Origin of the sequence: Echinicola strongylocentroti (genome assembly GCF_003260975.1) — a bacterium.
Classification (GTDB): Bacteria; Bacteroidota; Bacteroidia; order Cytophagales; family Cyclobacteriaceae; genus Echinicola; species Echinicola strongylocentroti.
The window spans coordinates 6,212,898-6,237,364 of record NZ_CP030041.1; the positions used below are offsets into that span (position 1 = coordinate 6,212,898).

At 42.1% G+C, this 24,467-nt stretch carries 17 protein-coding genes and 1 pseudogene; 12 read left to right on the forward strand and 6 right to left on the reverse strand.

Annotation, left to right across the window (positions count from 1 at the left end):
- Window positions 1-6: 6 nt before the first annotated feature.
- The 5 genes and pseudogenes from DN752_RS24155 to DN752_RS24175 form a co-directional block, all read right to left on the reverse strand.
- Window positions 7-1,734: a RagB/SusD family nutrient uptake outer membrane protein gene (locus tag DN752_RS24155; RefSeq protein ID WP_112786337.1), complete on the reverse strand. Its 1,728-nt coding sequence runs from the start codon at window positions 1,732-1,734 to the stop codon at window positions 7-9.
- A gap of 36 nt (window positions 1,735-1,770) precedes the next feature.
- A pseudogene (locus DN752_RS25390) lies at window positions 1,771-5,339 on the reverse strand (TonB-dependent receptor).
- A gap of 39 nt (window positions 5,340-5,378) precedes the next feature.
- Complete coding sequence (locus DN752_RS24165; RefSeq protein WP_112786338.1) at window positions 5,379-6,533, reverse strand: FecR domain-containing protein; 1,155 nt, start codon at window positions 6,531-6,533, stop codon at window positions 5,379-5,381.
- Between the two features lie 285 nt (window positions 6,534-6,818).
- Window positions 6,819-7,397, reverse strand: coding sequence for an RNA polymerase sigma-70 factor (locus DN752_RS24170; RefSeq protein WP_112786339.1), 579 nt, complete (start codon window positions 7,395-7,397; stop codon window positions 6,819-6,821).
- Between the two features lie 362 nt (window positions 7,398-7,759).
- Window positions 7,760-8,458, reverse strand: a complete 699-nt coding sequence (locus tag DN752_RS24175; protein ID WP_162633350.1) for a hypothetical protein — start codon at window positions 8,456-8,458, stop codon at window positions 7,760-7,762.
- A 399-nt stretch (window positions 8,459-8,857) separates the two neighbouring features.
- Between DN752_RS24175 and DN752_RS24180 the strand changes: the two genes are divergently transcribed.
- On the forward strand, window positions 8,858-10,633 hold the full coding sequence (locus tag DN752_RS24180) for a TlpA family protein disulfide reductase (RefSeq protein ID WP_162633351.1): 1,776 nt from the start codon (window positions 8,858-8,860) through the stop codon (window positions 10,631-10,633).
- A gap of 66 nt (window positions 10,634-10,699) precedes the next feature.
- Here the strand turns inward: DN752_RS24180 and DN752_RS24185 are convergent, their stop codons facing one another.
- Window positions 10,700-12,691 (reverse strand): LTA synthase family protein, encoded by a 1,992-nt coding sequence (locus DN752_RS24185; protein ID WP_112786342.1) that lies wholly within the window; start codon window positions 12,689-12,691, stop codon window positions 10,700-10,702.
- Window positions 12,692-12,793: 102 nt separating this feature from the next.
- Between DN752_RS24185 and DN752_RS24190 the strand changes: the two genes are divergently transcribed.
- From DN752_RS24190 to DN752_RS24240, 11 genes are all read left to right on the forward strand, one after another.
- The gene (locus DN752_RS24190) at window positions 12,794-13,336 is read left to right on the forward strand and encodes a class I SAM-dependent methyltransferase (protein ID WP_112786343.1); all 543 of its coding nucleotides are present in this window, start codon (window positions 12,794-12,796) and stop codon (window positions 13,334-13,336) included.
- A gap of 236 nt (window positions 13,337-13,572) precedes the next feature.
- The gene (locus DN752_RS24195; protein WP_112786344.1) at window positions 13,573-14,628 is read left to right on the forward strand and encodes a PA0069 family radical SAM protein; all 1,056 of its coding nucleotides are present in this window, start codon (window positions 13,573-13,575) and stop codon (window positions 14,626-14,628) included.
- 12 nt (window positions 14,629-14,640) lie between these two features.
- Window positions 14,641-14,844 (forward strand): hypothetical protein, encoded by a 204-nt coding sequence (locus tag DN752_RS24200; RefSeq protein WP_112786345.1) that lies wholly within the window; start codon window positions 14,641-14,643, stop codon window positions 14,842-14,844.
- 328 nt (window positions 14,845-15,172) lie between these two features.
- Window positions 15,173-15,751, forward strand: a complete 579-nt coding sequence (gene msrA / locus DN752_RS24205; RefSeq protein WP_112786346.1) for a peptide-methionine (S)-S-oxide reductase MsrA — start codon at window positions 15,173-15,175, stop codon at window positions 15,749-15,751.
- A 244-nt stretch (window positions 15,752-15,995) separates the two neighbouring features.
- Entirely contained in the window at window positions 15,996-17,663 is a 1,668-nt protein-coding gene (locus DN752_RS24210; RefSeq protein WP_112786347.1) for a DUF6909 family protein, read from the forward strand.
- 469 nt (window positions 17,664-18,132) lie between these two features.
- On the forward strand, window positions 18,133-19,506 hold the full coding sequence (locus tag DN752_RS24215) for a DEAD/DEAH box helicase (protein WP_112786348.1): 1,374 nt from the start codon (window positions 18,133-18,135) through the stop codon (window positions 19,504-19,506).
- A 513-nt stretch (window positions 19,507-20,019) separates the two neighbouring features.
- Window positions 20,020-20,613 carry a DUF4255 domain-containing protein gene (locus DN752_RS24220; protein WP_112786349.1) on the forward strand — a complete coding sequence of 198 codons (594 nt, stop codon included), beginning with the start codon at window positions 20,020-20,022 and terminating at the stop codon, window positions 20,611-20,613.
- The gene (locus DN752_RS24225; RefSeq protein WP_211324097.1) at window positions 20,610-21,470 is read left to right on the forward strand and encodes a hypothetical protein; all 861 of its coding nucleotides are present in this window, start codon (window positions 20,610-20,612) and stop codon (window positions 21,468-21,470) included. Before DN752_RS24220 ends, DN752_RS24225 begins: the two co-directional genes overlap by 4 nt.
- 12 nt (window positions 21,471-21,482) lie before the next feature.
- The gene (locus tag DN752_RS24230) at window positions 21,483-23,453 is read left to right on the forward strand and encodes a phage tail sheath family protein (protein ID WP_112786351.1); all 1,971 of its coding nucleotides are present in this window, start codon (window positions 21,483-21,485) and stop codon (window positions 23,451-23,453) included.
- Window positions 23,454-23,567: 114 nt separating this feature from the next.
- Window positions 23,568-23,996, forward strand: a complete 429-nt coding sequence (locus tag DN752_RS24235) for a phage tail protein (RefSeq protein WP_112786352.1) — start codon at window positions 23,568-23,570, stop codon at window positions 23,994-23,996.
- Window positions 23,997-24,004: 8 nt separating this feature from the next.
- Window positions 24,005-24,466, forward strand: coding sequence for a phage tail protein (locus DN752_RS24240; RefSeq protein ID WP_112786353.1), 462 nt, complete (start codon window positions 24,005-24,007; stop codon window positions 24,464-24,466).
- Window position 24,467: the final 1 nt, after the last annotated feature.

The following is a 24,467-nucleotide window of genomic DNA, read 5'->3' on the forward strand; positions in this document are numbered from 1 at the left end:
GGTAACTTATTCCCAACCGGGGTTTTGTCCTAAGTCGGGATTTTTGATCCTTTCGGCATAGGGAACCGGCCACAAATAATGTTTGGTAGGGTCAAAATTATCCAAGCCCCCTTCTGCCACGGATTTTTCATAGATAATATCCCCAAATTCATCCGTGCCATTATCAGGATAGGGATTAGCGCCCAAATCATTCATACACACTTCCAGACTGGGGCCTACCATGGCTTTGCCTAGGTGAACTTCCCCTTCCTTCCACCTCAGTACATCAAAATACCGCATGCCATCCATGGACAATTCTACACGCCGCTCCCGGTGAAGCTCTGTTTCCAGGTCCAGTCCCCAAGCATCCAGTTCTTCGAGAATCATGGGATGCATGCCTACACGTTCCCTGAGTTGGTTGACGGTCATGTCTATTTGTGCCTGGGTGAGGGTTTCCCCTTGGATGTTAAATAGGGCCTCTGCATAGATCAAAAGGATTTCTGGATACCGGATGACGTTGATGTTGTTATGGTCACGGTTATACAGCCCGGCCAGTTCGATTGAATTGTATTTTTTAAGATAAAAACCTGTCAACCCGTTGGCACCAAGTCGGTTATTGTTTTGCAGTACGGCAAACCGTGGAAGCTGGTAGATATCATTGTCCGTGTCCGTATCAGCATCTCCATCATCACCACCAGGCCATTCGTCCCCTGGACTGTAAACGGTCATTTGGAGGCGTGGATCCCTGTTTTCGAAGTAATCTGTGTAGTGTTCTTCAGGATAATTGTACAGATCGGAAGTGGTTACTGTTTGGCCGTAATACTCCAGTCCTGCCTTGGCTGGTTTGCCATCAGTACATAAGAAAGCATCCACCAACCTTTTGGAAGCATTAAGGCGAATATAATCCACTGGTGTACACGTATAATTACTCAGGTTATTGGTGCGCAGGTTATCCACAAAGAGGCTGTAGATAATGGCTTCCCTATTAGCGGGGTTGGTCTCAGCATTGCCCGCTAGTTTGTACATATCACGATAGCTGGAATATAATTCATAAGGGCTGTTATCCATGATTTCCTTAGCCGTGTTGGCAGCCACTTCCCACATCTCATTTTGGAGGGCTACACGTGCTTTAAGTGCCAGTGCTCCCCAGCGATTGATCCTGCCCACATTATTTCCTGAAGGAATGTCATTTCCCAGTTTACTGGCTGCCCAGTCCAGGTCATCCATGATAAACTGTACCACTTCTTCCTTTGGCGTTCTCGGCATATAGGCCTCGGAAGCGTTGATGACTTTATCCACCAAAGGGACATCACCCCAATAACTCGTCAGCCAAAAGTACTGCAGTGCACGGATGACCTTAACTTCTGCGGCATAGATATCTTTGGTATCCTGATCGACATTTGCCTTGTCATAGTGGTCCAGGAAGTTGTTACAGGTAAAAATAGGAGCATAAAGCCAAGACCAAAAGCTTGTAAAAGGGAATCCATCCAAGGCGGTGTGCCTTCCCCCGGGGATTTTGGCCAGTCCGCTGTTAAGGTTTCCCCACACTACATCGCCACCAAAGACACTTGGGTATATCAGTAATTCATAGTCCAAGCCCTCATAACAGGGATACAGCGCTGCTCGCAACTGGCTTTCTGTTTCCCAATACGTCTCATGGGTAACACTGTCCAGTGGATATTTATCCAGAAATTCATCATCACAGGCGCTGAAAAGAAGCAGTGCCAAGATCAAGGAATATTTTATATAGTTCATGTCAGGTCGAATTAAATGTTGTAGTTGCATATCAGGTTAAAATCCAAGTTGTAAGCCCAAGGCCATGGTTCTTACCTGTGGGTAAGCATCGCCGGAAGTTTCCCGGACCTCTGGGTCAAAACCGCCAAAATAATCCGTTATGGTGAAGAGATTTTCACCCGTAAAATAAATCCTGCATCGGGAAAGTTTGATGCGCTCGATTAGCTGCTGGGGTAGGGAATACCCCACTTGGAGGTTCTTTAGCCTTAAGTAAGATGCATCTTCCAACCAGTAATTTGAGAACAGAATATTGTGCTCTGGCTGGTAATACATGCGAGGATAGGAAGCGTCCGTGTTTTCGGGTGTCCACCGATCCATATGGACTTTTTTTGGCACTGAATAGTCGTTGATGAAGGCATGACGGGCTTCGTCTCGCAAGTAGCCATTTACCTTGCCCACTCCTTGGAGGTAAAAGGAAAAGTCAAATCCCTTCCAACTGGCAAAACCTCTGATTCCATAGCTATAGCGGGGGTAGGGATCACCAAAAACCACCTTGTCATATTCATCAATAAGTCCATCGGGCTGTCCTTCTTCGCCACTGATGTCCCTGTAGACCACATCGCCTGGCTGGATGATATCTGCATAGCTGCTGATCACAGGGAATGATGGATTGATATACCGGCCAGTGGATTCGTCAAAAGATCCGAAGTCTTCGATCTGGGCGAGCCCATCGGTGAGGTAACCATAATAGGCATTGACAGGATCGCCTACTCTTCTGATATTGTTCCCTAAAGAGGCGGCACTGGAGCCCATGTCGGTGATTTCATTTTTGGCATCTGCTATGTTGGCATTGATGCCATAGCGGAATTCACCCACCTGATCATTCCACCCCAGGGCGACTTCCCATCCTTTGTTTTCGATGGCACCGATGTTTTCCAGTGGAAGATTACTGGATGAGGTAATGCCTATTAGTGAAGGATAGATGGGTTTCAATAGGGCATTGATATTCTTTTTCTTGAACCAGTCCACAGACAAGGTCATCCGATCCTTTAGCATGCTGAAATCCGCTCCGATGTTTACCATTTGGATGGTTTCCCATTGGATGTTTTCATTGGCGAGGGAGTATTGTCTAAACCCGACATTCTCCATAGCCCCGATGGGATATGCTTTGGTCTCACGCTCTATTTCTGTGAGGTACGGGTAGTAATTGCCGCTGATGTTTTGGTTTCCCAGTTCACCCCAAGAGGCCCGGATCTTACCCACGGTGAGGAAAGGCTTTGCAAAATCCATGAAGGTCTCTTCTGTGAATTTCCACCCTGCCGAGAAGGAAGGAAATACCCCCAGCGGTTGTCTCTGGAAAACCTTGAAGTACCGTCTACCCTTAAGTTGGCCTCGAAAAGGTACTTTTGGTCAAAGTCATAGTTTAACCTGCCGAAATAGGAGCGAAGTGCCCATTCTTCTGAAGTACCACCATTAATGATATCTTCGGTACCCGCGTCTACTTCAGTGATGCCATCGAGCAGAATATTTTTTCTCGAAGCATACAGCCGGGGCATGCTGGACCATTCCTGTGAATAGCCTGCCAAGAATTTTAATCCATGCCTCCCGATTACTTTGTCATAATTAAAGGTGGAAAGCAGCGTTTGTGTCAGGATGGTATTGTGGCTATTGGCGATGCTGTTTCGGATGTTTTCATTAGCAGCATGGGGAGTCCCGTCTGCTAAGAACCTCGGCATGGTCGGTGTCCAATCCTTGATATCCCTGTTATAGTAGTTGTAGGCATATTGGGCATTGATGTACATGCCATCGATCAGGTCAAGGGTGGCCTTAAAGTTCCCGTTTAGGGTTCGGGATTTGCTCTTGGTATAGCCTGATTCATGGGCCGTTCTGACGGGATTGGTCACAGATCCATAGGACCAATACGGGGAATCTTCCCAGCCTCCATCGGCGGAAGGCTGCTGCCACATGACTGGGAGCAATGGACTGATCCGCTGTGCCAACCTAAATACGCCTGAGGTACCTGCCCCACCAGCATCACGCTTGTAAAAATCCACATAACTGATATTGGCATCCAGTTTCAAGCGGTCCGCCACTTTTGTGTCCAGTCGTAGCCTGACGTTGTTACGGGAAGAGAAGTATGGATCGCCCACTACCAACCCTGTTTGTTCCAAATAGCCATAAGACAGGTAATAGGAAGAATTATCGGTTTGGCCTTGGATGTTAAGGTTATGGTTTTGTTGCGATGAATGTGACTTATAGGTCTCGGATACCCAATCCGTATTGGAGTAATCATTGGGGAAGTTTCCCGAATCATACATTTCAAAAGCCTCGTCAGAATAAGGGATGGCCACGCCTCTCGCCCGTCGGGCTTCATTTTCCAAGGTCATATATTCCCTTCCATTGACCAGCTCTGGCGTAGAGATGGGTGTCTGGATACCAAAGTAATTGCTGTAATTAAGGGAAACTTTTTCCTCCCCGCTGCCTTTTTTGGTGGTGACCAAGATCACCCCGTTGGCAGCCCGTGCGCCATAGATAGCGGAGGAAGCGGCATCTTTCAGTACCGTCACGCTTTCGATGTCGTCCGGATTGAGGAGATTGATGTCCCCGCCTGCTACTCCGTCGATTAGGATCAAGGGCGAGGTTTGGCTATTGATGGTATTTACTCCCCGGATCACCATATTGGTGGCTGGGGCACCCGGCTGACCTGATGGAGAGGTAACCGTCAGGCCCGGAATGAGCCCTTGTAGTCCGCCGGCAACTGATGAGATGACTCTTCCTTCCAGAACATCGCCCTTTACTTCTGCGACTGCTCCGGTGATATTGGACCGCTTCTGGCTGCCATATCCGACGACGATCACTTCATCCAGTCCCGTGACATCTTCTTCTAAGGTGATTGTGAGCGTTGTCCTGCCATTCAGGGATAATTCTTGGGCAATAAAACCTAGGTAGGAAACTTTCAGGACAGCCTCTCCGTCCGAAACCTCCAAGGTGAAATCCCCGTCGATATCAGCCACCGTCCCATTATTGGTTCCTTTCTCCAAAACCGAAGCACCGGGCAGGGGAGCCCCATCCTTATCTGTGACGGTTCCTTTTATGGTTAACGCTTGCTCGGCAAGGACCTGATCCTGTTGGTCAACAGCTTTCTTTTTTAGGACAATTTGCGTGTCCATGATGATTTGGTAGTCGATTTCCCGCTGGTTGAAGAGCTCGTTAAGCACTTCCACCAATGGTTTATCCTGAACATTTAAAGTAATGGTTTCTGCAGCATTGAATTCGTTATTGTTATAGATAAATTTAAAAGAAGTCTGGGATTCTATTTGATAGAGGACTTCCTCAAGTGGTTCATTTTCGATATGCAGGGTTACCTTCTCCACTTGCCCAAAAGCAGAATATGCTTGGATGGGGCTTAAGGTAAATAAAAAGAGGAGCATCATCAGGAATGGGGGAGACTGGACAGCCCGCCTAAACCTTAAAATGGGATTGCCTTTCGGCTTATTTAGATTTTTCATACTTTTGAAGTGCATTTGGTGGTTAAATTGATTTTGATCACAAAATTCTCTATCGGAAAATGTTCGCGCATTTTCCGATTTTTTTCCCGTCTTTCGGGAGACTCTTTGTGAAAGCATTTGGAGTTTGGTTTTTAATTTTGATTCATAGGCAGTTTTTTAGTGGTGGATAGTGATTTTATTTCCTTCTATTTGGTAGTGAAGCCCGTAGGCCCTTTTAAATGTTTCCATGACTTCTTCGATGCTCTCTACATCAAAGCTGGCAGTATAATACTCATTGTTGAAGGTACCGTCTAAATTGACGATATCGACATCATAGTGTCTTTCCAGTTTCTTGATGATGTTTTGGAAGGGAACGTTCTTAAAAATGATTTTACCAGATAGCCAAGCAGTGTACATGTCCAATGGCGTCTCCTTGATTTGGACTTCGTTGTCGGCTTTGTTCCAGGTGGCCAATTGACCAGGGGACAATGTACTGGAAGCTGCGGGGGCGTACGGTTTACGATCGTCATAAATGCTGACTTTCCCTTCGACCAATGCAGTCTGGACTAGTTCATCCTCAGGGTAAGAAGATACATTAAACTGGGTGCCCAATACCCGGATGTTCATTTGGTCAGCATTCACTATAAAAGGGAGGGACTTGTCTTCTCTCACGTTGAAATAGGCTTCACCGATAAGGGTGACGGACCTGGTATCCATATTGTCAAAACTCGTCGGATAAGTGAGCGAGCTTCCTGCATTTAGGGTGACATGGGTGCTATCGGGGAGGATGATTTCGAAACGCTTGGCGTAGGGCACCGTTAACGTATTGTAGCTTAGCTGATCAGTGGTGCCATCGGCATCATGGACTAGGTACGACAGCTTACTCCCAATTTGGTTTCCAATAATTTTACCCGCCTCATTTATGATGGGCAAATCACTTAACTCGTCTATGGCGACTACTTTTCCATCACCAAGTTTGAGCGTGATCATGTTTTCTGCTGGGACAGGTGATGCTTGCTCAGCAGCGAACTGGAAGGTGTAAAATAGGTAGCCAATTCCCAACACCATAATGACCGCTGCGGCATACCGCCAGGTAATGGAGCGTGAAAAAGAAGCTGGTCCAGGGTTAAGATGGTCACGGAAACTGTCCCACTTTCGATCTACGTCCACTTCATTGGATGTTTCTGAAAACTTGGAGGCAACATACTGGGCTTTCTGTTGGTGAAAATAGCTTTCGTTGGCTTCATCAGCATTGAGCCATTGAATGATCTCCTTTGTCTCTTCTTCCGAAGCTTTTCCTTCAAAATACCTTAAAAGTTTATGGTCTTCCATCGCAGTGTATTGGTCATGCAACTAATAAACGACTCAGCCCAAGAGGGTACGTAGTGGGAATTGGAAAAAACTGAAGATTTATTTTAGATTCATTGTGGTTTAAATAAGGGGGCTTCTCCTTTTTGAATATACAAAGAGCCCCTTTTATGGATCAAGCAAAAAAGCAGAGGGCATTTTACTCAATGATGACATACAGAGAGAGGTAAAGCACGAAGTAAGGTGTATTAAGTATCTAGTATTTAGTACAAAGTAGGATAGTTGACTGGCATTACGGATTCCTCGGAACTACAGCATCACCATCAAAAATTCTTTCAACTGTAATCGCATTGCTTTGAGTGCAAGGGTGATATGAGTGTCTACCGTTCTTTTTGAAATCTTCAATTCTTGGGCGATTTCCATATTTTTTTTGCCATCCATCCTGCTTTTTATAAAAACTTCACGTTGTTTGGTGGGGAGTGCTGCGATACTTTCTTGGATTTTCTGATCTAGTTCCTTCTCTAAAACATAGGAAGCCGTTTCATTTTGGATAAATCTTAGCGGATCGGCTAATTGACTGTCGTAGAGTTCCTTTGATTTCTTCTGGACGACCGATTGATGTTTTAAATAATCCAGACAGGCATTTTTGGTCATGGTAAAGAGGTAGCTGTTGTTCAGCTCGGTGATCTTTTTTCTTCTTTCCCAAAGCTTCAAAAACACATCCTGAACAATTTCCTCTGCATCTTCAGCATTGTTGGTATAGTATTTTGCCAAGTGCAGAAGTTTGTCATAATACAGCTTAAAAAGCAACTCAAAAGCCTTGCCCCCGTCTTTTTGCAAAAGGGCAATGAATTTGCTGGAATCAATATGTTGTTGTGGTTCAAACAATGATGTTAGGCGATTATTAAACCAATCTTTTGTAAATGGGTATTCTCCTGCTATGTTTTGACAACATGAGGATACAACAAAAATAGAAAAAAGTGTAGCTCATCAAAAAATACCAGCTATAAAGAAAAAATTACTTAATTGTTAATTCCTTAATTCAAGCCTTGTAATGGTAGGGGAGAGCGTAATAGAAACAGGTTAGGTTTTTTAGCAGTGGGATCAATAGGGCGCCCACCTGATTATCTCTTCTACTTGTAGCAATTTTGATGGCTGTGTAGTTTCAAAATGAATAATGCCATCATATTTTATAACCGAAAATAAAAATTAGGCCTCCTTTCGCACAGCGAAAGGAGGCCTATTGGGAGTTAATATTTCACTAAATGGTAATTGATGCCAAATGAAAATTCCTGGCCTCGCTTACCAAAATCAACTTCATAGTCATAACCATCCTCATCGGCATAGGCATTTTTCTCACCATAGAATTTCCCCGGAGAGTAATAGGCTTCGATACTAAGTCTAGGTAAAATCATATAATTGACACCTACATGGATTTCGGATGCGATATAATTTGTTTTTCTCGCGACGGATTGACCCGAATACCCCAAAGTGCTTCCTTTTTCCCTATAGAAGTTAGTGCTCAGTCCTGCAAATGGGGAAAGTTTTCCCGATAGGGTAAAGTACTTTCTAAACAGTACCCCTCCTCCGATTCGGTCAAGATCCGTGTCAGCATGCAGAATGGTTTCATTGTTTTCATTAAGGATGGTATGGTTTATTTTGGACTGGCCAATGACCATCTGTGCTCCAAGATAGTATCCTTTGCCCAAAAATTTCCCTACACCAGGCGTAAAATAATAAGAGGATTTTTTAAATGTAGATTGATGTGTTTCCTCAGGGTTTGGTGTAGCTTGAAATACAGTGGAGAAATGGTCCGAATACTTACTAAAAGAATAACCAGAACGGATAATAATGTCTTTGCTGTCTGTTTGAGCTACTAGTTCTTGGATGGGAACCAGTTGGGAAATGAAAATGGCCGATAAAAATACCATTAAGTGAATTTTGTTCATGATAAAATAATGTTTTGGTTTGAAATTATTACAAAGAAATCAAAAACACCCAATTCTAAAAATCATAAATGTTAAAGGTTGTTATAGGGTGATATTTTACCAAGGTCTACCAATTAATATTATTATCGTAGCTAAATAAAACAAAGAAACTACTTTTATAATGTAGTTTATAGACTTTATGCCTAAAAAAAATACCCCATTTGGGGTATTTTGTATGTTTGATAAATTAGCTATTTTTGGTCTAACTAAATTCCTTTCAGCAATAGATGCCCCCCTAGTTTTCAACGACATATGCTATCCCTTGAGGTAGTATTTTTACGAATGTCCAAACAATAATCCCTAACAAACATGAAACGATTGTTTTGGCTGGCTTTTAGTGTCAGTTTACTTCTATTATCAATGTCAAAAGCTCCTTGTAGCCCTTTTCAATCGGTAAGCCAACAAGAAGAAATTTCGGTAAAAGCCAGTATTCCGGCTGTAGAGCAACATTCTTTTAGAGGTGATACCGCTCGACTGGAGGGGTATATTAAGGACTATGAGCCCTCCATGGGATTCAAAACAGGGATTATTCAGGCCGAAGATGTATTGTCCCATGAATCTTACCCTGTGGTCATAAAGGTGTTTCCGGATGGTAGGTTCGAAGCAAAATGGCCAATCCTATTTCCTATTTATACTTCGGTAAAGATAGGAGGGCAATGGATGTCCGTATATGTCGAGCCTGGAAAAACCCTGAAGATGGAGTTGGACAGGAAGGATTTTATAGCAGCGGGCAAAGATAATGACCGTCGATACAAATTCAAGCATACCAAATTTCGAGGGCCACTTGCCAAAATCAACAGAGAACTAATGGACTTTGATTTTGAGGATTTTAATTACCAGACCATGGAAAGTAAGGCCAAATCCCTCCCGCCAAATGAATTTAAGGAAAAACAAATGGCTGTTCTTCGAATGCAGCAAAAAAAGGCCAATAGCTATATCGACAGGAATGAAGTGGATCCCAAAGCAGCATCCATTATCAACAACACTATTTTATTGAAGAATGCCGGGGTTCTATTTAATTTTGAAGATAAGCGTCAGTATTTGACCAATTATGACACATCAAAAGTGGTCTTTGATAATATCGTGCTCAAGCAGCCTGTTCCGGGAGACTATTATGACTTTTTGAAAGAGCTTCCATTGGACGATAAATCGTTGATGGTTCCTAATGAATATAATTTTTTCATTAACAGGTTTGAATTCAGTAAGCCATTCACAAGGAGCCGTCCTTCCTTTAAAATTTCATTGAAAAAGCCTGATCTGGAGATAATATTGGCGTATTTCGATCAAGAGGATATAGAGCTTCCTGATCAAATGAGACGGTTGATGGCATTGAGCTATAAGGAGAAAAAGACAAAGGAAGACTCGGTTTTTATAAAGGAGAGCGAAGCGGATATTAATTTCTTCATGTCCAAGCATAGTGCTGGATTGCAAGGCTATCTAAAAGAATTTATGGAAAGCCAACAACCGTCCAAGTTAGGCTATTACAAAAAATACTGGCACAACAGGGATTCTGTGTTAATCCATCAGTTTGGTCTTCAGGACAGCTGGACCTATCAGGTTACCAAATTGAGGGGCTTGGCATTTACATTAGACTTTATAGGACCTGAAGGTGCTGCTGAATACTGGGAGGGCTTGAAAAATGACCTCACATACGATGAACTCCGATGGAAAGGCCAAGAAATTTACGACCAAGTGGTAGCCGATAGAACGTCCACTGCCTATTCCCTCCAGAAAGGGGAAGCCGCTGAAATCTTTAAGGAAATCATCGCACCCTACAAAGGGAAAATACTTTTTGTAGATTTCTGGGCTACCAGTTGTGCGCCATGCGTGTATTCCATAAATAAAATGAAGCCGATCCGCCAAAAATTGATGGATAATGAGGATGTGGAGTTTATCTTTATTACAGAGCGAAGTAGTTCACCAGAAAAGAAATACCGTGAATTTACAGCCGAGCAGGAACTGACAAACAGTTATATGATTTCGGAAGACGACCATAACCAACTGCGTCAGTTGTTTCAATTTAACGCCATTCCCAGGTATCTGGTGATAGACCGAGAAGGAAAGGTGTACGACGATGATTTTCCGATGCATAATTTCTCGTCTAGACTTGAAGGTATCCTTACAGCCAATCCTTAGTCCTGAGATCGGAGACAAATAAGTTAGCTGCTGTACGTTACTTTCTCAAGGTCTTAGAATTCGGGTTTATGGAATGATGGTGTTGTTTTCCATCACATAGGTGTCTTCATTTTTATATTGCTGAAAGGCCGTGTTCAGCCTTTCATAGACATTGGAATCTTCTACTGGGTCAATATTCAAGTTGTCAGTAATAATATACGTCTTATCGTCAGAAAGATAATATTGACCACTCAAGTAGTCCACAAATTGGTATTTGTTCCTCTTTAAGGCATGGGTGATGTTGGATTGGAACTGTGCCGTTGTATCCAAGACATCACCCCTCCAAGCCACTTCCTGCGGGACATTTACTCCATAATTAGTCTTTAAGTAGGAAAGAATACTATTGGGTACTTCAAAATGTGTTGTTACGGCAGCCATAATCTTCGGATTTTTGAGTTTTGGAGAATAAATCATGAGAGGGACATGAAACCGGTCAATTAGCGATGACATCGGGATCTCCGGCAAACGATGGTCTCCAGTGATAATAAATATGGTGTTTTCAAAGTCTTTACGATTTTGATAGGATGTAAAAAAATCTTTGATGGCATCATCCACATACATAATGCTCGCCAACTCTTTTTTGTAATTGGAAAGGCTAATGGAAGGATGGGAATATCCGTTCTGATCCAAAAGAGCCTCTACTTTTTTAGTATAATAGCGTTGCTCCGGAATGACGAATGGCGAATGTGAAGACATGGTTTGGAAAATATTGACTTGGGCTTGCTTGGTGGAAGGAATCCTTCTAAGGCCATTTTTGAAATTTTCCTTATCCGCATATCCCCAAGAGAAGCCATTGCTCTCAGCGGGTGATTTCTTGAATTCTTTATCAAAATCATCAATGTCGACTATATTGTCCACCTGTTGATATTGCATAAATTGGTCGGCATTGTCAAAGGTTTTGTCCCACCCAATAAAATAATTGAGCTGATAACCATTATCCTTCATGGCAGAAAGCATGGTCTGATGCTTAGGATATGGGGTAGCTTCCATAAACCCATTATCTCCAAAAGGCAAACCGCCAAATAGACCAGGCAATACGCCAAAAGTACGGCCAGTTGTTGATAAAGTGTTCTTCCAGTACAGGCTATGGCCCGTCAAAGAATCCAAAAATGGCGTCCAACTTCCCAAATATGCTTCAGGCCCAGAATAGGCTTTTCCCAAGCCTTCAACGATTATGAAAACAAAGTTTGGTTTTGTTTCGAATGGTTCGAAATAATCCCCAAGCACATCTGGATAGTTGTTTTTGTGCAGAAAGGGATATTGGGTGTCTGTATATTCCTTTTGGAATAGACTGTTTTCAGAGGAAATAGAAGACAGGTAAAAATCAAAATAGATGTTTTTTGCACGAGCAAAATAGTCGTAAGACTCCTCATATAGGAAAAGGGATTTATTCTCGGCGAGTGTGGTTTGGATACCACTGAGCCCTTTGATCGTAGTAATAGGAGAAAACAATAAAATGGCCAATAATCCAAAAGCCACTGCCGGCATATAAAGTGCCGTTTTTTGTTGCAATTTGATATACCTCCCCAAGCTAAAAAGTAAATAGAAAATTATCCAACTCAATAAAAGGCCTCCCAGGGTATATAAATTAAGCATGCCTGCAGTTTTTACCGTTTCCTCCATATCTTTGGCTGAATAAGTGTATAAGTCTGCGCCTAAAGGTACCAGTGTTTGGGAAAAGTAAATGGTCAAGCCTATTTGTAGCAAAACCAATAAACTTAGGGCCAATTTCAGAAGGAAATAGGATATTTTAGGAAATACCAATCCCAGGAACAGCTGAACAATAAAAAATAGTCCCACAGCATATAGGCCCCACTCCAGAGATTGCAGTAGATTGGTAATCAAAATATTGGGATGGTCAAGAATAGCAATATGGTGTTTTTTACCTATCCACAGCACTTCCCAAAAACACAAAATGATTTGCAAAAACAGGAAAATCAACCCTATTTGCCAGAATTTAATCAAATTGCGTGTAATTTTGTCCAGTAGTGTTGATTGGATTCCTGTTTTTTGACTCATTTCTTTTCGATTAACAGTTTCTTTTCGAGAGGTTAAATTACAACATATCAACAATTTTGACACAAAATAACTATATTGATCAATAAATTCGAAAAATAAAAAATGAATAAAAGTTCCTTAATCAAAGAACTCTTTTCCAATATAAAGACCACTGGAGCGGTAACCTTTAGCTCCAAATATTTGGTAAATAAGATGTTGTCCTTTGCCGATTTTAAAGGTGCAAAGGTAATAGTGGAGTTAGGAGGTGGAGATGGAAGTATCACCAGAGGGATCATCGATCGCATGGATGATGATGCCGTCTTGTTTGTTTTTGAGATCAGCGAAGCCTTTTGCGAGAACCTCAAGAGACAATTTCCCCAGAAAAACGTTCATATAATTTGTGATTCGGCAGCAAGCATGGATAATTACCTTAACGGAGAAGGTGCGGACTTGATATTATCCTCTTTACCTTTTAGCCTTATACCCAAGGAAGCCAGAATGGAAATTTATATGAAAAGCCGATCTAACTTAAAGGAGACCGGCTATTTTATACAAATATGCTATAGTTATTTGTTAAAATTCCAGTTTGCCAATTACTTCCAAAGTATCAAAACTGCTTTTACACTCAGGAATTTTCCACCAGCATTCATCATGATATGCAATTAATACCAGAAAATAGTGAATTAGTGGAGTAACCCATCGGCATCATAAAAGTAAAGTGGCACAGAAAACCTTTTGAGGGAATGGTAAAGTAGTTATTCAGTCAAACTACCAATGCTGTCATAGCGGAAAGACGATGCGAACTATACGTTACTGGTAGACCTTGGAGATATCCGATTAATTTTGGGACATTTCATGTCTTAGATTTTCCTGCTTGACCAATAACCATTAACTTCAAGTTAATGAATAATGAGGTTTTTAAAGGCAGAGGATCAAAGATAGCACCGCACAACCCCTATTTGAAGAGAAGGGAGGTTACGGAACATATAGAGGGATTAGATGAAGAAAAACACATCGAAAAACCGGTGACAAAATTTTATCAAGAGCATTCCAAAAAAGCCTTGAGTATTAATGACAGCCCGGATTTGCCCTTAAATTATTCCGTCAATCCCTATCAAGGATGTGAGCATGGTTGTGTTTATTGCTATGCCCGTAATTCCCACCAATATTGGGGATTCGATGCAGGATTGGGGTTTGAAACCAATATTATAATAAAAAGTGATATAGACCAAGTACTCCGGAAGCAGTTTAAAGCAAAAACCTACCAGCCCAAGCCGATTATGCTCTCAGGAAACACCGACTGCTATCAGCCAGTGGAAAAAAAACATCAGTTGACTAGAAAAATCCTGAAGCTCTGTCTCGAAGTGGGACATCCGGTAAGTGTGATAACCAAAAACAGCCTTATCCAGAGAGACGAGGAACTATTGGAGCAGCTAGCTTCAAAACGACTAGTTCATGTTTATTTTTCCCTTAATCACCTGGATCCGCATCTCAAAGCCAAACTGGAACCCCGAACAGCTACGGCCCAAAAGAAGTTGTCTCTTATTCAAAGGTTTAGTGAGCGGGGAATTCCTTGTGGGGTGATGGTAGCACCGCTGATACCTGCGCTAAACACCCAAGATATCCCCGAGATACTTAGGTTAAGTGCAGAAGCTGGAGCCTTAGCTGCGGGGTACACCGTCGTGAGACTTAACGGAAACGTCAAGGAAGTCTTCAGGTCGTGGATATACGAGGCCTTTCCAGACAGAGCAACTAAGGTACTGCATCAAATAGAACAAATGCATGGTGGAAAGCTCAACGATACAGAATGGGGCAGACGAATAAAGGGGAATGGCCCAATAGCAACGATGATCCATCAGTTATTTACCAAGTCCAGAGACTACTTCATGAAAGACAGATGCATGCCTGAATTTGATCTATCTGCATTCAATGCCCACGGTCAATTGCGTTTATTCTAACCACCTTTAATAATGGATACTATTTTGGAAATTGCTATTTTAGAAATGGGTCGGCAAAAAGGGGACATGCCTTTTACCTGTGAGGATGTCGTTAGGTGGATTTATCCCCAAGACTGGAGACATTTCAAGAAAGATGTTCAGTTTACTGCCGATCATCTGGAGGAAAAAGGAAGGATTACACTCTCTGGTCAAGGCGAAATACGAATAATAAAATAAAGCAACAAAAGAACCGCTAGGACGTAACCTTCATTAAGCCCGATTGAACTCGGATTATGCGTTAGGAATCGTAGTGAGAGCTGAAATTGCAAGAAAATCAGTTAGTTTGGAGGTATTAGCGTAGCACCGCTACGGTTATGCCGAAAACTAAAGTGAAACGGCTGATTTTGAAGCAGTTTCAGGTCGCAACACCTGTGCGCCGTGGCGTAGATAGGCTAATGCATATTCCGGGTTGAAGCATTAAGAATGGTAATAGCCTGTCGCGACTGGTGTCGTGACGACCAGCAAGTGCTAATGCGGGAAAAATGTCCCATTATAAAATAAAGCTATGAAAACACTCCCACAAACACCACTTCCTTCCGTTCCTGATGGCAAAGAAATCGCCACATTGGCAGCGGGTTGTTTTTGGTGTATCGAGGCGGTATTCCAAAATTTAAGGGGCATAGAAGGAATTATGCCTGGTTATTCAGGAGGATTTGTAATGGATCCATCATACCAGGAAATCACCACCGGTACTACTGGCCATGCTGAGGCTATTCAGTTTTTCTATGATCCAAGTCTGATTTCCTATCAAGATTTGCTAGAGGTATTTTGGGGCACCCATGATCCTACCACGCTAAACCAGCAGGGTGCAGATGTCGGACCTCAATACCGCTCGGCGATATTTTACCATTCAGCGGCACAGCAAAAAACAGCTGAAGAATTTAAACAACTCATCGATAAGGCAGGGGTGTACGAAAAGCCCATCGTCACAGAAATCACGGCATTTACCAATTTTTACCCAGCAGAAAATTATCACCTCAATTACTATGAAAACCACGCCAACCAACCCTATTGCCAAATCATGATCAAACCCAAACTTGAAAAGCTCAAGAAGGTATTTGGGCAGCATACTAAATTGATATAATGTAGAGAAGCGTAGTAAAGCCAGATGGAGACCAAATTATCCTGAAAAAGCAGTAGCGATGTTATATAAAAATAGGTATAGGAGCATCTTAGGGGAAACAGGTCTCTTCCAAGGATATTTATCATGCTAACTAAAAATACAACTATTCCCAAGAAATATCCACTGTGAGGAATGGTCACTCCGATATTTAATGTAATTTCGGATAATATATTTACCTTTTTTTAAAGATTTCAACACCACTGTTATGAGAACAAGAGCGCAAGAATCAAGGGCAGCCATCGAGCGATTGTACATCACCATGCGCCACCTTTTTATGCGGGGCAATTATAAACCATTAGGTGTTTCAGGTGAATCATTGATCAGCGCGCTGTTGGTGTTGCGTCCAGAAATCTATGGACTGATTACCGAGTCGGAAAAAGTAGAACTAGACGGCTTGCTCTATGTCATGGAGAGATTGCCGAGAGGAATAGAAGAGTGCCGCTACATCAGACTGATCAGTAGAGAAGGATATGAACATTCTGAATTCGAAACATTGATTCCATCCAAGCGCAGGAGAAACTGCTATAGAGTAGATGAGGACCAAATGTTTGTGGAGATGACAAGGGGGAAAAGTGATATTTACGACATTCTTACGCACTTAACATTTCTTTTCATTGAAGCCGAAAAAATCCGTCTTAACAGTACAGACAGTAAGGAACGGATCCATCTCAACTGGAAAATGCTTGAAAAAATTGTGGAAAAAGAAGATCAGGGAGAGCCTTTTGATTCTGAAGCCGCTTGTTCTTATCTTAGCCATTTGACTGGAAGGACATTTGACAAAACCCAACAAGCTATCCGGAAGTTTGAAGCCTCCAGTAATTCCAATAGCCTCTATTCGATTGTTTACCATCTTGGAAAACTCTCCATGGACGAGGCCATGCACGATATAGATAGGGAAATCAGTTTTTCGGCTACACTGCGAGAGCGGATAGGTCATCATGTGTATGGCGAAATGTGGGCACATAATATAAAGTCCATCCTTGACAACAACAACCTGCTCCACCGCCCAATCCATATTATCAGTGCTAACCTTCACAGTATTTTAAATACCGTATATGGCCACCAAGCACTGAACTTGAAAAGTTTTGAGGAGCTAGAGCAAGTAGCAGAAGATATTAGCTTGGGAAAGAAAAACAACAAAGCAAAAACTATCCTGAGCTATGCCCATAAGCATGGCTACATAGAGGTGCCGGATTTGTCAGGTACGAATATAGGGGCACAAATCATCGATACCGCAAAGATGACATCGAGCACGTTGATCCCCGGGGTGGACTTACCTAAAGAAACATCCAAGCGCCCAGTCATCGTAGTGATGGATTATGCATTTGGTGAGCAAGCTTATGAATGCTTTGATGAATTGTTAAAGCCCTTTGAGACCGGCAAGCAGTCCATTCCACTGGACGTGGTCTCTGCTTCTATCATGGGCAAAGCAGGTATTTTGGAGGGAAATAAAGGCGACCTGATGATACCTAACAGTCATGTCTTTGAAGGAACTGCAGATAATTACCCTTTCAAGAACCAATTACGGAAAGATGACTTCGAAGGGTATGGATTAGGTGTTTATGAGGGACCGATGATCACCGTTCTGGGTACCTCACTCCAAAACAAAGATGTCCTTAATTACTTCCTCGAATCGTCCTGGAAAGCCATTGGGCTGGAAATGGAGGGAGCACATTACCAAAAAGCCTTGCAAGCAGCCAGTAAAATAAGAAGAAGTATTCGAAAAAACGTCAACGTGCTATATGCTTATTATGCTTCTGATAATCCCCTAAAAACAGGAAGCACCTTGGCATCCGGTGGATTGGGAATAGATGGTGTAAAACCCACCTATTTGATCACTTATAAAATTTTGGAAAAACTCTTCAAAAGTTAATTACCGTTCCAGCCCTGAAACAAAAATACGATAAGGATAATGAGGTAATAACAAAACTGAAGTTTACCTAAAACTTGGTTTCTATATTTTTGCCTACACCGTTGTTCCGACAGCTATGCTGAGGAACCACTGGCATTGAGTTGTTCACTCAACACCAGCTATTGGGGCGTTTTATGGAAAACTTGGCACGGAGGATAATAAGTAAAAGTACATTGGGCAAGGAAACTCAAATCATTTTCTCCCTTTTTTCTTCTCTATGGACTGAAAAACTACTAAATCCATAATTGATATGGGATTTAATAGTTAATAGAATCAAAAAATAAATATATTTGTTAGACAATACGAAAGAGAGAAGTCACTACTATCTATCTCTTGCTCAAACAATATGGCTCCAAGTAGTTGTTTGACCGCCATTATTTTACCTTAAACACGTAAGCGGAAAAACCGAGCCATTAATCAAGACCAATTTATGACATCAGATAATTTCGAAATTTTTAATTTCAACGAATCACTCCAGGAAGGATTGGATGCTATGGGATTTACCAAGCCAACACCTATCCAAAAAGAAGCTATTCCCGAAATCCTCAAAGGCAATGATCTGATTGCCTGCGCTCAGACAGGAACCGGAAAAACTGCGGCCTTTATTCTTCCTATTCTTCACAAGATTGCCGAAAAAGGAGACAACCAATTCAATACAATGATCATAGCCCCGACGAGGGAGCTTGCTATTCAGATCGACCAGCAGATCCAAGGACTTGCCTACTTTGTAGGGGTAAGTTCAATCGCCATTTATGGCGGAGGCGACGGGCTGGCCTGGGAGCAGCAGAAGAAGGCCTTGGAACACGGCACGGAAATCGTTGTGGCCACACCAGGCAGACTTATTGCCTTGTTGGCAGGAGGGAAGATCAAGTTGGATACTTTAGAGCATTTGGTACTGGATGAGGCCGATAGAATGCTTGACATGGGCTTCTCGGATGATATCCTGAAAATCATCAACTACTTACCCAAAAGCCGCCAGACAGTTCTTTTTTCTGCCACTATGCCTCCTAAAATCCGGCAATTCAGCAAGCAGATTGTTTCGGATCCTTCCGAAATCAACATCGCCATCAGTAAAACAGCCAAAGGGGTCACCCAGCTGGTCTACATGGTCCATGATCCAGATAAAGAGAAACTGTTGGAGCAAATCCTTACACAAAAAAACTATGAGGCAGTTATAATCTTTGCCTCTACAAAGGATAAAGTCAAAAGTATTTTCAGGACCCTAAAGAAGAAATTCGATACGGAAGCTTTCCACTCGGACCTCACACAAGAAGAGCGTGAAAATATCATGTCCAATTTTAAAAATAGGTCCCTTAAAATATTAATTGGTACCGATATCATTTCCAGAGGTATCGATGTAGAAGGAATCGAATTGGTTATCAACTACGATACACCAAATGATCCGGAGGATTATGTACACCGCGTGGGAAGGACTGCCAGAGCCGATAAAAAAGGAGAGGCCATCACTTTTGTAAATGATAAAGACCTTTATAAACTCCATAGAATCCAAAATCTTATAGGACTGGAAATCTCCAGAATGGACTTGCCTGATGGGATAAACAACGCACCTACCTACAAAGAGGGTAAACCGGGAAAAAAGAAAGGACCATCTGGAGGAGGTAGTTTCAAAAAGAGAGACAATAAGAAGAAACCTAACCATTCAGGTAGAAGTAATAATAAAGGTGAAAAGCCCCAAAATACGACAGAGAAACCTCAACAATCATCAAACCCTGATAGTTCTTCAAAGACCAAAGATGCTGAAAACGCAGGAAAATTTAAAACAAGACGAAATGTAACTGAATAGTCAACCAGTTCATTTAAAATAAATAAAAATCCCACATTATTAAATTAATGTGGGATTTTTATTTATAAACAGCATCTATTCAGGTTTATTTGAATAATATATGGCTGAGATTTTATTTTTTTTATTTATAGCGACTTTTTATATGAATTAGAGTATGAGCAATTACGGTGATTATTCCTGTCTTTTGAATGAGAATAATGATAAATAAAACGTAATTTATACGTTATTTAATTTTTCGGTAACTATTATAAACAATAGTAAAGTTTGTTTTTATCTATTTACTCATTAAATTTAGTTAATCAAATACACACACAGGTCCAATATCCCAACTACCTGTCAATTATCATTTGATCGTTTTACGGCACGAAACTGATCATCTTTTGGACGGTTTTATTTTTAATTCAGACCATCCAATAATCAGTCAATCGGAATTATCCAACGTTTGACTTTTCTGACTGTCCTCGCTGAAGCGTAGGGCAGTTTGAGATTGCTTGAAATTTACTCTTTTACGATATGATTTTTGAAGTACTTAAAATTCTAGCTGGTGAAGTAAACCAGTATTTCAATGAACTGGAAATGGACGACTCCGAAGTCATCTTGGAGAATGTGGCCATGATCGACTCCCAACAGGAAACGGCTGAATCCCTTAAAAATAAGTTGATTCTTTCGGTGATAAACCTCCGGGAAGAAATTACCATGAAGAATTTTTCCAATCATCAGATAGAAGAGGAAACAGTCAACTATAAAAACCCCAAACTTAACCTCAACTTATTTTTGATCTTCTGTGCCAATCGCTCCGTCTATAAGAAATCATTGAGTGACTTGTCCAGGATTTTGGAGTTTTTCCAGCACAAAAAAGTATTTACCCAATCCAATACGTCATTTGATCGTGAGCTGGATGAGATGAGTGGCATTAAGCATTTCCGGTTTACGATAGAGCTTTTCACGCCTACTTTTGAAGAGTTGAACTATATCTGGGGCACCTTGGGAGGAAGACAGTTCCCCTCCGTTTTTTACAAATTGAACCTTGTTCAGATCGAAAGGGATTTGCCAATTTCCCAACAAGGCGTCATCACCGAAATCAGCAGAAACTACAATCAGCAATGACCATGAAAGCTACTTCCATATACAGGCCTATTTTTCAACTAAGCATTTTCCACAATTACCACTTAAATGACGGAGAAGAGCTGTTCAGCAGTATGGGCGATGATAAAAAGAAAGAGCAATTAGCAGCCTATAATTGGCAGGATTTCATGAATATCACACCAACTGCCAAAACTATGGACATGCTTAATGGCCAGTTGATGGTTTTGAAATCATTTTCTAACCAGCTAATGGTAGCAGTTAAGGTGACTTCTGATGATGACCGCAGTCCCTACGTGCCACTTTCAGGGGAGCAACAATTGATTTTCAAGCTTTCTTTTACTGATCCATTGTTTGACAATTATACAAACTTGGAAAGGACTGGTGCATTATTTTATTTCTCCAATAAAGAGCCCTTGCTTCCCGAAAGTCATAATTTCAATACCATCCATACCACAAACCAGGAGGCCACTGTTACGAACAGGTATCTTTTTGATGGAGAAAACAAGGGGCACCTGCTGGAATTTCTGGATCAAGAGAATACGATCAGCACAGACGGCATCCTTCATATCTATATGCAAGGTGACCATACCAATAAAAGCCTCATCATCAATGACGGTAGGATAAAGAATAACCTGCCGCATTTCAAAATCCATTTTGACAATCAAAAGACCACTTGGAAATATATCCATCAGCGGGATGGTTTTGAGACAGAAACGATAAAGGAATGGCCCCTGACACGATTTGGGTTTATCGCCTTGGACAAGCCGTCAGATTTTAATTCCCCACCTGGTAATTTGGATAAATACAAGTTTCCAAACCCCAGTCCCAAGCAAATAAAATTTATAGCTAATAAACCATATTCAGAAATTTTCATTTAAACCTTTTTTATCATGGCAACATCATATAAAACACCAGGTGTTTACATAGAGGAAATCACCAAATTTCCACCCTCTGTAGCACAAGTAGAAACAGCGATTCCGGCCTTTATTGGGTACACGGCAAAAGCCAAGGATGGAGAGAAGGACCTCCCTCCAAATGAACCAGTGAAGATTTCTTCAGTTCTAGAATTTACCGAACACTTTGGAGGAGCCCCCCAAGTGGATATAGGTACGTTGGAAATTAACGCACAGAATCAAGTCACCGAACTGGACCTAACAGAAAAATTCCATCTCTATGAGTGTATTAGGATGTTTTATGCCAATGGCGGAGGAGACTGCTATGTGGTGTCGGTAGGTTCATACCAAGATACCATCCAGAATGGCACTGCAGATGGCTCGACACCAGGGTTTTTGGCAGGTTTGGCCAAGATAAAGAAAGTGGATCGGCCCACTTTATTGGTGATGCCCGATGCTCCATTGATGAGCCAAAGCAATCTAAATTCATTATATGCCGCTATGCTGGGCCAGTGCAATGAGCTTCAGGATAGGTTCTGCATTTTTGACTTAAAAGAGGATACCGTCGATCACGATGAAGCAGTGGAGAATTTCAGAAATGGAATCGGCATGAACTACCTCAAGTATGGTGCTGCTTATTCTCCCTGGATAAAAGCCAATCTCCCTCGGGTGGTGAAGTACAAGGACATAAAAGGGAAAATCACCCAAAATGGCCCAACTGTAAATCTGGCAGATTTGATAGCAGATGCTGATGCCAAAGCATTGGCCAATAGGCTGGACAACTTGGTAGATGACCAAACCTCCATCAAAGATGCCATCGACGCACTGAAAGGAACCCATTCTTCATTTCAGGCAAAATTCGAGGCTCTATCCAATACACTCAAAAACACCTCGAACAAGGCAAATCTGGAAGCTCTCATCAATTATTATACCGAGAGCATGGACGTGGTCAGGGATACGATCGATATCGGATCGGGTTCAGCCATTACATTGAATGACAAAAGTGCTCCTGCTGGAAATGATGAATATTTATTTGATTTCTTGGTTTCTAAATTAAGTACCGCACTGGACAGTACCGAAAATGAAATTGCCAAAATCAATGGAGATAGTACTTCATTGAGCTCAGCGTTGACGTTGGCGGCTTCGGATACAGGTTTGGATTATAGCAGTTCCACATCGACGAACACCTATTTTGGTACGGGAACTTCCAATGTGGAAAAAATCCAGCCCCATGTCGCTGCGGTTACTAAATTATGGAGCAGCATAAAATCCTCCCTAGACCTTATCTCTACTTCAGCAGAAAGTTATAGCTCCACCGTCGAAAACTCAGCCAAGGAGGCCATACCAGCCCTAAAAACCATATACCAACGGATCGCCAATGAATACTTGACCTTGCCACCAAGTGCCACCATAGCCGGAGTATATGCTAGCGTGGATGCCAGCAGGGGAGTGTGGAAAGCCCCAGCCAATGTATCGATCAATAATGTGGTAGGTGTGACCGAACTGATCGACCATAAGGAGCAAGAAAACCTTAATGTGGACGTCGTGGCTGGAAAATCCATCAACATAATCCGGCCATTTACGGGCAAAGGCATTATGGTGTGGGGCGCTAGGACCCTAGCCGGAAACGATAATGAGTGGCGATATGTCTCGGTAAGGCGTTTCTTTATCATGGCAGAAGAGTCCATCAAAAAAGCTACCGAGCAGTTTGTCTTTGAGCCAAATGACGGCAATACCTGGGTGAGGGTAAGGGCAATGATCGAAAATTTCCTTACGCTCCAGTGGAGAGCAGGTGCATTGGCAGGAGCCAAGCCAGAGCATGCATTTTATGTGAGAGTGGGATTGGGACAGACCATGACCAGCCTGGATGTGTTGGAGGGAAGGATGAATGTAGAAATAGGAATGGCCGTAGTAAGACCTGCCGAGTTTATCATCCTCAAATTTTCCCACAAAATGCAGGAATCCTAAAAGGTAACATGACCGGTGTCAGGTGTCATGAGCACATCCACCGTGGATTGTTGACAGTGGACTGTTGACCAAACGCAAATAACGTAATAACCAAGTAACTAAAACAGAACAATCATGAGCTATCCATTATCAAAGTTTCATTTCTCTGTGGAATGGGGAAAAGATAAAATAGGGTTTACAGAAATATCCGGATTGGATATGGAAACCGAGATCATTGAGTACCGGGATGGAGCCATGCCGGAATACAGCAAAATCAAAATGCCCGGAATGCAGAAATTTTCAAACCTCACGATGAAAAGAGGCACTTTCCAGGGAAACAACAAATATTACGAATGGTATCAAACCATCAACCTGAACAAAGTAGAGCGGCGGGATATCACCATTAGCTTACTAAATGAAGAGCATGAGCCAGTGGTGACCTGGAAGGTAAAGAATGCCTGGCCGCTCAAAATCCAATCTACCGACCTCAAAGGAGATGGAAACGAAGTGGCGATAGAATCCATGGAAATAGCCCATGAAGGGCTTACCATTCAAAATGAATAATACAGACAATGGAAACGTTCTATCCGCCATCCAGTTTTCACTTTCAGGTTTCTTTTACGCAGAATGGAGACCAGGTCAGTAAGAAAAAGGACCATGCCTTCCAGTCTGTGTCCGGCCTGAGTGTGGATATAGATACGGAGGAATTTGCAGAGGGCGGTGAAAATAGGTTTAAGCATAAATTCCCGGTCAAAACCAAGTATCCCAATCTAGTCCTAAAAAGAGGCTTATTGGTGGACTCTGAGTTGATATCCTGGTGCAGGGATGCGATTGAGAATTTTATTTTTAAGCCGTTGGATGTCACGGTTTCTCTGCTGAATGAAGAGCATGAGCCGTTGATCTCTTGGAATATTGTACACGCTTACCCTGTAAAATGGAGTGTGGAAGATTTCAATGCTGAAGAGAGTAAGCTGGCCATTGAATCACTTGAGCTGGCCTACAATTATTTTACCAAAATCACAAAAGAAGAATAGT

What these genes read in the sequence shown, in the direction of transcription:
- DN752_RS24155 (WP_112786337.1), bottom strand. Translation starts at nt 1,734, where the DNA reads ATGAACTATATAAAATATTCCTTGATCTTGGCACTGCTTCTTTTCAGC.
- DN752_RS24165 (WP_112786338.1), bottom strand. Translation starts at nt 6,533, where the DNA reads ATGGAAGACCATAAACTTTTAAGGTATTTTGAAGGAAAAGCTTCGGAA.
- DN752_RS24175 (WP_162633350.1), bottom strand. Translation starts at nt 8,458, where the DNA reads ATGAACAAAATTCACTTAATGGTATTTTTATCGGCCATTTTCATTTCC.
- DN752_RS24180 (WP_162633351.1), top strand. Translation starts at nt 8,858, where the DNA reads ATGTCAAAAGCTCCTTGTAGCCCTTTTCAATCGGTAAGCCAACAAGAA.
- DN752_RS24185 (WP_112786342.1), bottom strand. Translation starts at nt 12,691, where the DNA reads ATGAGTCAAAAAACAGGAATCCAATCAACACTACTGGACAAAATTACA.
- DN752_RS24190 (WP_112786343.1), top strand. Translation starts at nt 12,794, where the DNA reads ATGAATAAAAGTTCCTTAATCAAAGAACTCTTTTCCAATATAAAGACC.
- DN752_RS24195 (WP_112786344.1), top strand. Translation starts at nt 13,573, where the DNA reads ATGAATAATGAGGTTTTTAAAGGCAGAGGATCAAAGATAGCACCGCAC.
- DN752_RS24200 (WP_112786345.1), top strand. Translation starts at nt 14,641, where the DNA reads ATGGATACTATTTTGGAAATTGCTATTTTAGAAATGGGTCGGCAAAAA.
- msrA (WP_112786346.1), top strand. Translation starts at nt 15,173, where the DNA reads ATGAAAACACTCCCACAAACACCACTTCCTTCCGTTCCTGATGGCAAA.
- DN752_RS24210 (WP_112786347.1), top strand. Translation starts at nt 15,996, where the DNA reads ATGAGAACAAGAGCGCAAGAATCAAGGGCAGCCATCGAGCGATTGTAC.
- DN752_RS24215 (WP_112786348.1), top strand. Translation starts at nt 18,133, where the DNA reads ATGACATCAGATAATTTCGAAATTTTTAATTTCAACGAATCACTCCAG.
- DN752_RS24220 (WP_112786349.1), top strand. Translation starts at nt 20,020, where the DNA reads ATGATTTTTGAAGTACTTAAAATTCTAGCTGGTGAAGTAAACCAGTAT.
- DN752_RS24225 (WP_211324097.1), top strand. Translation starts at nt 20,610, where the DNA reads ATGACCATGAAAGCTACTTCCATATACAGGCCTATTTTTCAACTAAGC.
- DN752_RS24230 (WP_112786351.1), top strand. Translation starts at nt 21,483, where the DNA reads ATGGCAACATCATATAAAACACCAGGTGTTTACATAGAGGAAATCACC.
- DN752_RS24235 (WP_112786352.1), top strand. Translation starts at nt 23,568, where the DNA reads ATGAGCTATCCATTATCAAAGTTTCATTTCTCTGTGGAATGGGGAAAA.
- DN752_RS24240 (WP_112786353.1), top strand. Translation starts at nt 24,005, where the DNA reads ATGGAAACGTTCTATCCGCCATCCAGTTTTCACTTTCAGGTTTCTTTT.